This is a genomic window from Streptomyces sp. MI02-7b (genome assembly GCF_033793585.1).
Classification (GTDB): domain Bacteria; phylum Actinomycetota; class Actinomycetes; order Streptomycetales; family Streptomycetaceae; genus Actinacidiphila.
Genome location: NZ_JARAWX010000005.1, coordinates 305794 through 318236 on the forward strand (window position 1 = coordinate 305794; position 12443 = coordinate 318236).

Annotated in this window: 6 protein-coding genes; all 6 read right to left on the reverse strand. The window is 75.1% G+C overall.

What is annotated here, in order from left to right; translation table 11 throughout:
- Positions 1-2 precede the first annotated feature (2 nt).
- Positions 3-917 (reverse strand): ABC transporter ATP-binding protein, encoded by a 915-nt coding sequence (locus PV364_RS10455; RefSeq protein ID WP_319659665.1) that lies wholly within the window; start codon positions 915-917, stop codon positions 3-5.
- A gap of 1352 nt (positions 918-2269) precedes the next feature.
- Positions 2270-3346, reverse strand: a complete 1077-nt coding sequence (locus tag PV364_RS10460; protein WP_319659512.1) for a lantibiotic dehydratase C-terminal domain-containing protein — start codon at positions 3344-3346, stop codon at positions 2270-2272.
- Positions 3343-6048 carry a lantibiotic dehydratase gene (locus PV364_RS10465; protein ID WP_415924540.1) on the reverse strand — a complete coding sequence of 902 codons (2706 nt, stop codon included), beginning with the start codon at positions 6046-6048 and terminating at the stop codon, positions 3343-3345. Before PV364_RS10465 ends, PV364_RS10460 begins: the two co-directional genes overlap by 4 nt.
- Positions 6049-6116: 68 nt before the next feature.
- A complete protein-coding gene (locus tag PV364_RS10470) occupies positions 6117-7811 on the reverse strand; it encodes a nitroreductase family protein (protein ID WP_319659514.1) in 1695 nt (564 codons plus the stop codon).
- A 73-nt stretch (positions 7812-7884) separates the two neighbouring features.
- Positions 7885-9765, reverse strand: coding sequence for a TOMM precursor leader peptide-binding protein (locus tag PV364_RS10475; RefSeq protein ID WP_415924537.1), 1881 nt, complete (start codon positions 9763-9765; stop codon positions 7885-7887).
- A 394-nt stretch (positions 9766-10159) separates the two neighbouring features.
- The gene (locus PV364_RS10480) at positions 10160-12397 is read right to left on the reverse strand and encodes a TOMM precursor leader peptide-binding protein (RefSeq protein ID WP_319659515.1); all 2238 of its coding nucleotides are present in this window, start codon (positions 12395-12397) and stop codon (positions 10160-10162) included.
- Positions 12398-12443 lie beyond the last annotated feature (46 nt).

The following is a 12443-nucleotide window of genomic DNA, read 5'->3' on the forward strand; positions in this document are numbered from 1 at the left end:
GGTCAGTGCTCCGATCCGGTCAGGGCGAGGTAGGCGTCCTCCAGGGTCGCGGTGCGGGTCTGCACGGCGTCCGGTCCCGCGATGTCGTTCACGGCGACGATCACCTGTCCGGCCACCCGGGTCTCCATGACGACCTCGCCGCCCTCGACCTCGGCGCGGTCCACGCCCTCGATGGCGCGGGCGCGTTCCGCCGTGATGCGGTCGGCGGGGACCAGGACCCTCGTCGGCGCCTTGAGGGAGCGGACCAGGTTGGCGGGGGTGTCGAGCGCGACGACCTTGCCCGCGGACATGATCGCTACGCGGTCGCAGAGGGCCTCGGCCTCGTCCAGGTGGTGGGTGGTGTGGACGATGGTGCGGCCCTCGCGCTTCAGTTCGCGCAGCACGTTCCACAGCGAGCGGCGGGCCTCGGGGTCGAGGGCGGCGGTGGGCTCGTCCAGCATGATGAGCTCGGGGTCGTGGACGAGCGCGGTGGCGATGGCCAGTCGCTGGCGCTGGCCGCCGGACAGGTTGTCGACGCGGGTACGGGGCTGCGCGGACAGGCCCACCAGGTCCAGGGCGCGGACGGCCGCCTCGGGGCCGAGGCCGTAGAGGACGGCGACGGTCTCCAGGTGCTCCAGGGCGGTCAGCCGGGTGAAGAAGGCGGAGGCCTGCGTCTGGACGCCCATGCGGCTCAGCAGCGCGGTGTTGCGCGGCCACGGGGAGGCGCCGAGCACGCGGACGCCGCCGCTGTCGGCCCGGCGCAGTCCCTCGACCATCTCGATGAGGGTGGTCTTGCCGGCGCCGTTGGGCCCGAGGATCCCGAAGAACTCACCGCGGTGCACGGTGAACGACACCCCGTCCACGGCCCGGACCGGGCCGTAGCGTTTGTGCACGTCGTCGATCACCACGGCCTCGGGGGCCGTGTCCACTGCCGTCATCTGCCGTTCCCTTGGTGTGTGGGGGTCGTCGCCGGACCGCGCGCGCGGGGCGCGCGGCGGGCCGGAAGGGGTGGTACCGGGAGAGGGCACGGCGTCCGGTGCCGTCCGCTCTCCGTCCTGGGGGGGGTGCGCGGTGCGCCGGGCACGGGCGGCCAGCCCGAGCCGCCGGAGCACGACGGCGGCCACGAGGAGCAGGACGGGGGCCGCGCCGGCCGGGGCACCGTACTGGCCGGCCAGCCACCAGCAGGCGGCGGCCAGTGCGGCGGCGGCCGTTCCCGTGGTGAGGGCCCCGGCCAGCAGCCCGTACAGCGTGTAGACCGCGCGGGCCCGGCGCGGATAGGCCCGCGCGCCCGGCCCGCGGCCGAAGCGGCCGGCCACCGCATGACCGAGGAAGGTACGGCTGCCGGCCGCCAGCTGGCCGATGCCGACGGCGTAGCCGAGCAGCTTGTAGCCGTCCAGCGGGGGAAGCGGGACGAGGTTGGCCAGCGCCACCGCGACACCGAGCAGCAGCGTCCCGCCGAGGGCGTAGTGGGTGGGGCCGTCGTCCGGCGCCCAGGCCCACAGCGGCCAGAACGGCAGCAGGAAGACCAGGTTCGCCGCGGGGCCCGCCGCCGCGGTGGCGATCTGGTGGCGGCGCCGGGCGAAGAACGCCACGTCCTGCACGAGGCAGTACAGGTACGTCACCGGCAGCCGCCAGCGCAGCCCGATCTCGGCGACCGTGCCGCCGAAGGCCCGGCCGACCAGTCCGTGCGCCAGTTCGTGCAGGGCCAGGCTCACCCACAGCACGACACCGACCGCCATCAGCAGCACGGGGCGCTGCGCCAGCTGGGAGACGTCGTGCACGAGGGTGCCCAGGCGCGCGGTCAGGTGCACGAGCATGCCGAGGACCAGGACCAGCAGCGCGGCCAGGAAGACCGGGGTCCGCGCGAAGGCGGTGCGCCGGTGGAGGGTCTCGATCAGCGCACCGGCGTCGGAGGACATCCGCACGTGGCCGTTGAGCAGGGTGGACCTGCCCTCCTGCACGCGCGGCGCGGGAGCCGCCGCGGCCGGCTCCGGGAGCGGGCCGCCGTCGAGCAGCCGGCGCGCGCCGAAGAGGCCGAGGAGTTGCTGCCAGCGCGCGTCGTCCAGGCGGGCGCCGAACTCCCGGGCGTAGGCGTCGCCGATGGCGCCGAGGGTCTGTTCGCCGTCGAGCCGGGACAGGACGAAGAACTCCTTGGGCCGCAGTTCGAAACGGCGGCCGCCGACGGGGTCCTTGACGGGGTGGACGGGAGTTGCGCCGCGCAGGACGGACGGCCCGATCAGCAGGTCCGGTCTGCGCCGCGGGCGCAGCGCGAGCAGGGAGGGCGGGGCGGTCACCGCTCCCCCTCTGCGGCGCCGGTGCCCTCGCGCAGGGCGCGGGCGAGGACGTAGGCGAGGAACGCCTCGTCGCGGATGGTCACCGAGAGCCGGTTGTTGGTCATGTGCATGTACGGGGACATGAGCATCGCCAGGGCCCGGCCCGGCTCGGTGACCTCGAACTCCTCGTCGCCGCTCCAGGACCGGAAGACCAGCCGGCCGGCGGCCGCCAGCTCCCGTACCCGGCCGGCCAGTTCGCGGCAGTGCCGCGCCCAGCCGCGCAGGAAGCCGGGCAGTTCCTCCTCGGCGCCGGCGGCGATGGCGGATCGGATCCCGGCGAACCTGCGGCCCAGCTCGGCGCCCATGTCGCCGAAGGCCCGGTCGTAGCCCTTGCGGGCGGTGAACTCCGTCCCGGAGAAGGCGCCGTCCCAGAAGGCGTGGTAGCGCTCCAGGAAGTGCGCCAGCTGCTCGTCGTCGTCCAGGAAGGAGGCCGACATGACCATCATCAACTGGGCGGCGGTGCCCAGCAGGACGGTGCGCACGTGCAGGTTCATCGTGCGCAGGGCCTCGATGACCAGGTCGCTGGAGCGCTGGAAGTGCCATTCGGCGAGCGCGACGCCGGCCGGGCCGCCGTACTTGCCGTACTCCGGCTCGTAGGCCTCGACGCTGACGGAGTTGTTGTCCCGCAGCAGCATCCGGCCGTCCGGGCCGACCAGCTTGTCCCGCTGCTCCCGCGGGTACTCCAGCTCGAACAGCTGGTTGTACAGGTCGGCGAGGAAGCCGGCCTTGACCTCGTAGAGCGCGGGGCGGGTGGCGAGGAAGCCCCGCACGGCCCGCAGCGCGCGCTCGCCGACCTCCTCGGCGACGTCCGCCGAGGACGGCTTCAGGCGCAGGCGTACGTGCGGTCCCTGGAGCCAGTAGTTGATGAAGAAGTACCCCGACAGCAGCCCCTCGGAGTCGAGTTCGGCGACCAGCGGCCGGACGCAGTCGAGCAGCAGCGGCCGCGGGCTGGCGGCGTAGAAGACGTGCAGCGCCTGCCATGCGCCGGGAGCGGCAGCGGTGGGGGCGGTACCGGCCTGGATGGGTGAGGTCATGACCGCTCACCGTGTCCTTCCTCGTCGGGTGCGGGGCGTGCCGGGGCGGCGGGGAAGATCTCGACCGCCAGTTCGGCGACGTGCCGGCCGCGGGCGGTGCGGACGTGGAGGTCGTCCTCGGCCGGGAGCATCTCCTCCAGGACGACCCGTCCGGCACGCTCCTTGAGCAGTCCCTCCAGGGCGACCAGGCACAGGGGGCTGTCGAAGTCGACGTAGTGCGGCTTGGAGCCGCCGCCCGCCCAGCCGCCGGCGGCGCCCCGGGGAGCGTGCACGGTGGCGAACACCCGGGCGGGTAGGCCGTGTTCGCGCCGCCAGCGCTGCCAGGCCAGGAACCAGCCGGCGTCGTCCTGCCCGCCGGGGCGGACGGGCAGGGCGGCGGCGTCGGCGGTCCAGCTGCGGCGGCTCAGCACGACGGATCCGTGCCGCACCCGGGGGCGGGCGGTGACCCCGCCGGCGGCGGGCGCCTCGGGGACGCCCGTCCACACGTCCAGGGCGGTCTTGGAGGTCGGGGAGAGCAGCAGCAGGGTGCGGGGGATCTCCGGGAGCACCATGGGCACCAGGTAGCCGAGGTAGAGCGGGACGACCTCCTTGCCGAGCCGCCGGGACCGCACGACCAGGCGGTCCTGCTCGGCGTCGTGCTCCACGTACAGGTCGTCCAGGTGGATGCGCTGCTCGGGCGGGGCGGAGCCGGTCTCGCCGGGACACAGGATCTGATAGTCCGTCATGCGTCCGTGGAGATTGAGGTTCGTGGTCGCCGAGCCCGCGGTGATCTCCGCGAAGACCGCACCCTCCGGCTGCGCCGCCCGCAGGTCGGCCAGGAGCGCCGCCGACAGTCCGGGGTCGTCGCCCGCGGTGTCGAAGCAGTGGGTGAAGCGGGTGAAGGGGAAGCACAGTCCGCCGTACGAGCCGTTGAGGACGACGAGGGGGTCCTCCTCGCGGGCGGCGAGCTGGAGGAAGTGGCTCTGCGCGGCGAAGCCCTCGGCGAGCGGGACGAGTTCACCGGCGACCTCCTCCACGAACGCCTCGTCCAGCCGCAGTTCCTCCGCGCCCTGCGGCCGGTCCCGCCACAGTTCGCGCATGCGGCGCACGAAGGCGGCGCGGGCCTTGTCGAGTGCGGTGATCTGCGGCAGCCCGAGCCAGTTCTCCTCCGGGGCGTGGCCCTCGGCGGGGTCGTGGGGTCCGCGCTGCGAGGTGAACAGCAGATACTGCTCGAACAGGTCCTCGTGGAAGTCGTGGACGAGGCGCAGCAGGTCGTCGCAGCGGCCGCCGCTGCCGTAGCGGGCCAGGAAGAAGCCCTTGAAGGTGAGCCGCTGTGCCAGGGACACGTCGAACGCGGGCAGGATACGCGCCAGCGACCGCAGGGGGCCGGCCGCCAGATCGGTCCAGGTGCGCTGATCGGCGGTGACGGGTTCCGCGCCGGCCCGTACGTCCTCGTAGACCAGGGTCTGCGGCAGCGTCGTTCCGGAGGCGCCGAGGGACTCCACGAGCGCGGGCAGGTCGCGCTTGAGGCCGGTCAGCAGCTCGCGGCGGCGGGCGAGCGGCGCGGTGGGGTAGGCGTCGACGGCCGCGGCCACGCCGTCCAGGCGCGCGGCGACGTCCAGCGCCCAGGGGCGGCCGACCTCACGCAGCGCGTCCTGGAACGCGCGGACCGGGTCGGGACTGTGCACATCGGGGTAGAGGCCGTCGAGCTGCACCATGCCCAGTTGCAGCAGCGCCGACAGGTAGCGTTCCGCGTCCTCCCGACTGGCGTCGCGCTCGGTGGTCAGCCACGACGTGAGATCCCGGTGGCGCAGCCGGGGCCGCTCGCGGAGCAGGGCGAGCAGCCCTTCGAGCGCGCCGCTGCGGCGCAGGAAGAACAGCCGGTCCCGGGCGGCGTCGAAGCTGACGGGGGCGCTGTCGTCGCCCGCGGTCACCGACCGCCGGACGAACCGCACCCGTTCGTCGTCCAGCTCCCAGCCGGAGGCCGGGCCGACGAGCAGGTCGCCGCGCCGCTCGGGGTCCGCGGCCACGGCCTCGGCGATGCGGCGCAGGACGACGACGTTGAGGCGGGCGTGCCCGGACCAGCTCTCGACCACCTCGACGGCGCCCGCCGGGGCGGCGTCCGGCCGGAACACGCCGAGCGCGACCCCGGTGAAGGTGCTGAAGGGACTGGTCTTGCAGGCCGTGCGGTACAGGTAGGCGAGCAGCGACCGCTCGATCTTGCGGCCGCGCTTGCCGGACGCGGACGCGTCGCCCCGGATGTACGCGTCGAGCTGCCCGTCGAGCGTCGGGGAGGCGAGCAGCAGGCCCAGCCGCAGCTGCTCGGAATCGGCGAGCCGGCGCAGTGAGGCACGGCCGCGGCCGAACTCCTCCGCGAGCAACTCGGGTCCCCGGGCGTGCAGTTCCGCCAGGTGGCGGCGCTCGTGCAGCCAGCCGGCGAGGTCGTGGCCGGTGGTGCCTCCGAGGCGGGCGGCAAGGCCGAGGGCGGCGGGCACGTCCTGCGGGAGCCGGTTGTTGAACACCGCGCGCCGCAGACGCAGCACCTCCCGGCGCATGCCGTCGTCCTCGTTGCCCTCGACGACCGCGGCGAGCGGGTCGCTCAGGCGGGCGCCGAACTCCCGCAGGCGGGCCTCCTCGGCCAGCACCTCGTCGGCCCAGCCGCGCGCGGCGGGGCTGCGCAGCGCCTCGGCCGCCTCGACGGGCAGACCGGCGAGGCGCATCATGAAGCGCGGGGAGAGCGCCGAGGCGGGCGCGGCGCCGGACGCGAGCTCCGGCGAAGTGAGCGAGGTGGTCACCGGTCCTCGTCCTCCTGGATCTCTTCCGGGGTCTCTTCCGCGATCCCTTCCGGGGTACGGCGCGGGGGGCTCGGTACCGGGGACGGCGCGAGGTCGTAGTGGAAGTCCGCGGGGCGGGGGCGTTCGTTGCCGACCAGCATGAGCAGCAGGGGCAGTTCGCCCGTCCCGGTCAGTCCCAGTTCCTCGGCGAAGGCCACACTGTCGAAGCCCAGCGCCACACCGCAGGCGGTGTCCGACGCGGCCGCGGCGGTGTACACGGCCTGAGCGGCCGCGCCGATGGCGGCGCTGACGAGCCGGTAGCCGCGCTCGCCGACGGCGTCGAGGACCTGGTGCGTGCGGATGGCGGGGACGATGGCGGCGGCGGCCTGCTCCAGGTTGTAGTTGTTGAGGAAGTAGTGCGCCTGCAGGAAGGGCCCGGGGGCGCCCTGCTTGATCAGGCGCAGTTCGTCCGTGGCGGGGTCGAAGGCGTAGGTGCCCCGGGGCACCCCCTCGACGTGGTTGACGAAGACGTACAGCGAGGCGAGCCGGGGCCCGCCGGGCGGGGTGGCGTCGGTGGTGAGTTCCGTCCCCGCCGCGGCGGCCCGCAGGGCGGCGGTGAGGTGCGCGGCGGACAGCGGCCGCAGGCCGGTGAACCGCCCGAAGCTGCTGCGGCGCGAGCGCAGGGCCCGGCGCACGCTCAGGTCCATGGGCGCGGCGGGCGGCAGCGGCACCCGTTCGCCGCCGGCGGGCACCGCGGGGGCGGCGGCGCTCTCCAGGGCGCCGGGCGACGGGCGTTCCGCCGCGTGCGCGGTGGTGGCGCGGTGCACCGTGCGCACGGTGTCGAAGGCGATGACGCGGCGGGAGCGCTCCTGCTCGCGGTGCCGGACCCCGGAGGTGCGGACCCCGGAGGTGCGGGAGGCGGCCGGCGCCGTGCCCTGGGCCGGAACGGCGCCCTCCCACCGCAGCGGCACGACCGCGAAGACACCCTCGTCGTCCGCGTCCGCGCCGAGCAGCCGGCCCAGGCGCGGCTCGTCGAACCACAGGACGGGGTCGATCCGCAGGCCGCGGGCGCGCGCCCACATGCTCCAGGTCTGCAGCAGTGCGCCGAGGTCCATCGTCACGACGTGGTAGCTGAAGCTGTTGTACTTGAACGCGTTCTGCCAGAACTTGACGCCGAGGACGAGGAACTGGTCGGCGTCCCGGTGCAGTCCGGCGTCGCCGACCGCCGCACGGACCTCGCCGGTCACGTCCCCGGTCAGCAGCCGCTGCACGGCGTGGTGCTGCGGCGAGTAGTGGTGCACGCCCGGCGTCAGCGGGCCCGAGGGACCGGAGACCCAGTGCACGCCGACGGGGTAGAGACCGCCGCCCGAGGCCGTGCCGCGCGACCAGTTGGCCTGCGTGTACATCGGCAGCGTGCCCAGGTCGGTGTTGGCCTGCACGGCGAGGCGCCGGCCGACCAGCCCGTAGGAGTCGCGGAGCATGCCGCCGAGCAGCGGCAGGGTGAAGGGGGCGTCCCCGTGCGGCCCCGACAGGCCGCGGCCGACGCCGGCGTCCTCGGGGAAGTCCCCGTCGGGCAGCGGGAAGCGCTCGGCCCCGGGGTAGAACTTCTCCTTCCGCGGGCGGTCCGCCCAGTCGGGCACGAAGTCGGCGGGCTCCATCGCGACCCGGCCGCGCCGCATCACCGCGGTCGCGTACTCATGGGTCTCCCCCATGTCCGTTCCTCTCTGTCTGCCGCGGCGTCCGCTGCGGCGTCTGCTGCGGCGTCCGCGGTGGGTGGGCGGCGGTTCACGGGAAGGGGTGCGGGGCGAGGTTGAGGTCCTCGTCGCGCAGGACGTGGCCGGTGAGGCCGGCGGCGTGCGGGGCGGTGCGCAGCCGGGGCATGTGCAGCGCGCGCTGGCGGTGCCAGCCGAAGTCGATGGGGATCAGTCCGGGGACCAGGACGGCGGCCGTGTGCAGCCCCGCGTCGCGCTGCTCGGGCATCGTCTGGTCGACCACGACGACGTCGAAGCCGTGCGCGGTGACGGCCCCCACGGCGGCGTCGAGGTCGTCGCGCAGGTCGGCGGCGGGCGGGCGGCCGGTGCCGAGGCCGGCGACGGGGAGCAGCGGCCGCGCGGGGCCGTCCTCCCGGTCCAGCAGGAAGGCCGCGTGCCGGGCCATGCCGGGCAGCCCGTACATCAGCGGGTGGTCGTGCAGGACGTGGACGGAACCGAAGTCGGCCGCCAACGCCTCCAGCCGGTCCCGGTCGCGTTCGGTGCGCCGCTGGAGCTTGACGGCGTCGGTCGCGATCTCGGCGAGTCCGGCGGCCAGCGCCGCCTCGGGGTCCCAGGACGCGCCCGCGCCGAAGCACAGGGTGCCCGGGCCGCCGTCGGTGCGCTGCGCGACGGCGGTGACGACCGGGACCGGGAAGGTGATCCGGGTGTCGAAGAAACGGGCCCGGTAGCCGTACATCGCCAGCCGCTCGACCATGTGCCGGGTCGCGGGCCGGGTGCTGGTGGCGGGATCGATCTCGGACAGCGGGAGGCCGGCGTACCAGGCGATGAGGAAGGCGTCGCGCTCGACGGCCTCCATGAGCCCGAACAGCACGGCCTCCTCCGGACTTCCGCCCGAGGCACAGCCGTTGGAGCTCTCCTGGACGAAGCGGTTCTCCAGTCCCCCGGGTGCGTGGTAGTAGGCGAGCACTTCGGGGACGAGCAGCGGCCGCCGGTCGCGCAGCGAGTACCCCCACACCCATGGGCGGGGCCGGTCTGGGTCGAAAGGCCGGACGAGGTCCTGGTGCCGGTAGAAGGCGTCGGAGTACACACCGCAGGTGCGGGGGTCCAGGGCGTCGTCGCCGAGGTCGGTCAACGACGCGACGACGGCGGTGCGTTTGCCCCGGGCGCGCATGCCGGCGAAGCGTTCCATGCCCTCCAGCAGGCCGACGCGGACACTGCGTCCGTAACTGCCGGTGTGGCCGCCCCAGTAGGACTCGCGCAGGTAGCTGCCCGAACGCAGGGTGAAGGAGCCGACGGTCGAGGCGGTCGACGCCGAGGTGAGGTCGGGGGCGACGGACGGGCCGAGCATGCCGGTGACCGGATTGACGAAGGCCTCCAGCGGGAGGTCGTAGTCGTCGATGTGCCGGGCGCGGAAGCCCGCCGGGTCCGCCTTGGGCACGCTGCGTACGGTGACCGTGGCCCCCTCGGCGGTGTCGGCGACGCGGCGGTCGCAGTGCGGGCACTCCGCGTCGGGGACGAGGACGGCCCGGTTGACCTGGAGGCTCTCCAGGTCGAGGAGGTGGACGGCCCCGAACCCGCCGTACTGCGGGGCGCGTTCGCGGGCCGCGGCGGCGAGGGCGGCGAGGGCGTCGACGGCGAAGGCGGTGGTGAAGGGCCACTCCCCCGTCTGCCGGGTACCGGAGCCCAGTTCGAGGGCGTCGCGCAGCGTGCCGGGCCGCACGGCCTGCCAGCGGCGGGCCAGGCAGCGCGGGCACGGCGCGTGCGCCGCGGGAGCGGGGCCCGGGCCGACGAGGGCGTGATGCCCGTAGAGGTGAACGGGGGTCGCCCCCTCGGCGTGCGCGCCGTCGGCGGGCCCGGTGGCCGCGGCCTGCTCGTCACGCAGACCGAGCACCGCGACGCGCACCTGGCCGCCCCCGCGGTGGCTGCGCAGGCTGCGGTGCAGTAACGCCTCCACGCCCGTGGCCGCGCAGCCGGCGCCCGCCCCCTCCGCCCGAGGCCCGGCCCCGGGGCCGGGCGCAGTCCCGGTACCCGAAACGGCCTGCCGGCTCGACTCGGCCCCAGCACCACGCACGGCCCCCGCACGTGGATGCCCCGCGGCGTCCGCCGCGACGTCCGCGCCGAGCGCGGCCTGCGCACCCGGCGGGCCCGAGCCGACCCGGCGGCCGGACCCGACGTCGACTCCCGGCACGGCACCGTGCCCCGACGCATCCCCAGCACCCCGCACGGCCTGCCCGCCAGACGCAGTCCCCGCACCCGGCATCGCCTGCGAGCCGGAAGCAGCCACGGAACCGGACACGACCTCCGCGCCCGGCGCGGCCTGGTGGGCGGCCCGCAAGGGCTCCGTGTCGTTACGCATCCACGGCCCCGTGCGCCAGCAGGACGCGGGCGACGTGGACGCCGCCGGCCCGCAGGTCGGCCGAACCGGTGGGTACGACCAGGGCGTCCAGGTCGTGGGCGGCGAGCCGGGCCGGCAGGTCGGTGCGCGGGGCCCGCTCGTGTCCGGCCACGGCCTCCCCCGTGACGGCCAGCGTCATCGGGTCGAGGTCGCCCAGCAGCGGATCGCCGGTGTCCGGGAGCGCGGCGAGCCCGGTCTCGCGGCCCAGTTGGACCTGCCCGAGCAGGTCGCGCAGGGCCGTGACGGCGGCCCGGCGGCGGGCGGCTCCGGCACCGATCGCCCAGAACGTCCGGCCGGTGTGCGGGTCCTCCGCGCGGGCGACCAGGACCGCGGCGGGCGCCTCGGGACCGCCGAGGTCGAGGAGTTCGGCGGTCAGGCCCAGGTTCACGGCCGACCGGCGCAGGAAGACCAGTTCGCGGTCCTCGCCCTCCCAGCCTGCCGGGAGCAGGGTGACCGCCGTTCGGCCGCGCAGCGCGAGCGTCAGGGCGTGCAGCGACAGCGCCGAGTACAGCCCGAGCGTCGCCGCCGCGGCCGGGGACGCGGCGGCCGCCGAACCGGCGGACGTGGGCAGGAACGCCCGGTCGTGGTTGTCTGCGCCGAAGGTGCGCACCGCACCGGCCGGGACCAGGGCGGTACGCCCCGAGGTCAGCGAGGTCGCGGGCAGCCACGCGCGGACCTGCGCGGCGCCGGCGCCCGTACCGGAGGCCACGTCCAGGGAGTCGGGGGCGATCAGCGGCCACTTCTCCCGGGCGGTCTCCAGCGCGGCGCCGCACACGAGGCCGTCCGGCGGTACGACGTGCTCGGCGTAGGTCTCGGCGGCCCGGTGCACGGCGCGCAGCCGGGCCCCGGCGACGTGGTGCACGTCGAAGGCGGTGATCTCGCGCGCCCCGCGGTGGCCTATGCCGAGCCGCACCGTACCGACCTTGAGCGGCGTCTGCTCCCAGGCGTCGTCGGCGAAGGCGGCCAGCACGCCGGCCCGGGGGTGGGTGAGCACCGACCGGGTGTCCAGGGCGGCCATCGCGGTGTCGGCGTCCGCTTCGGGAGTGACCTCGCCCGACCCCTCGTTCTGATACTCCATCAGGTAGGGTGCTGTGACGGCGGGTTCCGCGAAGCCCTCCTCGCCGCCGTCGACGTCCCGGCAGAACGGGCAGCGCGGGTGCGGCAGCAGCGGCTCGGTGACGACGTCGAGGGAGTCGAGGTCCTGGAGGACGACGCGGCCCTCGGTCTCCGGCGCGAGCGCACCGGTGATCTGCCGGAACACCTCGTACGCGAGGAGGTTGCCGAGCATGGCCGCGGGCGGTCCGGACACGCCGGCCGTGGCGGACCGTCCGCGCTCGCCCAGGCTCGCACCGCTCCAGAGGTCGGCCGCGGCCCCCGGCTCGCCGTTGGCGCCCAGGCGCAGCGCCGCGCACGCCCAGCAGCCCGCCGTGGCCGAGGTCATGACGGGGCCGGCGACCGCCTGGCCGCCGAACGTCCAGGCGGGCAACAGCCGTACGCCCTCGGGGACGCCCGCCTCCAGCAGGCCGAGCACGGTGCGCGGACCGCCTGTGGTGACGACCACGTCGTACCCGGCGAGGTCCGTCCATCCGGCGTGCGCACCGGTGCCGAAGTCCCGGCGGACGACCTCGACCGGGCACCCCTCGCCCGCCAGGGCACGCACCTCGTCGAGGACGTCGGCGAACGGGTCGTCACCCGTCGCCGCGGGGACGGCTATCGCCGCGCAGCCGTTGCGGACGAGGCTCAGCGCGCACCACTGGGCGACAGAGTCGTCACCGAGCACAGCGACCCGGGTCTCGCGGAAGCGGCGGAACCGGCCGCCCGCCTCGCCCACATAGTGGTCGATGTAGTCGATCTGGGGTGCGAAGCGCCGCGCGACCGCGGGGTCGAGCTGGTCCAGGCCGTCGCTGCCGGGTGCCACGTCACGGGCGAAGCCCCGTCCGTACAGGGCGCCCACCAGTTCCCCGACCATGGACCGCTGCTGCTCGCCGAGGCCAGCGCACATCTCCTCGACGCGGTGCGTCCCGTCGAGGTGGGGCACGATCAGTGACGCGAACCGGTACGCCGATCTGCCCTGGAGATTGAATCCTCCGTGGGCATTGTGGAATACCACGCCCGCGGGCGTCTCGGTGAAAAGCACATCACGACGGATACGGGGATACGAGTGCGCGACTTCCTCGTAGGCAGCGGTCATGCCGTATTACTCCCTTGCAAGGCGCGATGAGGGGACACACGGGGAC

What these genes read in the sequence shown, in the direction of transcription:
- PV364_RS10460 (WP_319659512.1), bottom strand. Translation starts at nt 3,346, where the DNA reads ATGACCTCACCCATCCAGGCCGGTACCGCCCCCACCGCTGCCGCTCCC.
- PV364_RS10455 (WP_319659665.1), bottom strand. Translation starts at nt 917, where the DNA reads ATGACGGCAGTGGACACGGCCCCCGAGGCCGTGGTGATCGACGACGTG.
- PV364_RS10470 (WP_319659514.1), bottom strand. Translation starts at nt 7,811, where the DNA reads ATGGGGGAGACCCATGAGTACGCGACCGCGGTGATGCGGCGCGGCCGG.
- PV364_RS10480 (WP_319659515.1), bottom strand. Translation starts at nt 12,397, where the DNA reads ATGACCGCTGCCTACGAGGAAGTCGCGCACTCGTATCCCCGTATCCGT.
- PV364_RS10465 (WP_415924540.1), bottom strand. Translation starts at nt 6,048, where the DNA reads ATGATGCGCCTCGCCGGTCTGCCCGTCGAGGCGGCCGAGGCGCTGCGC.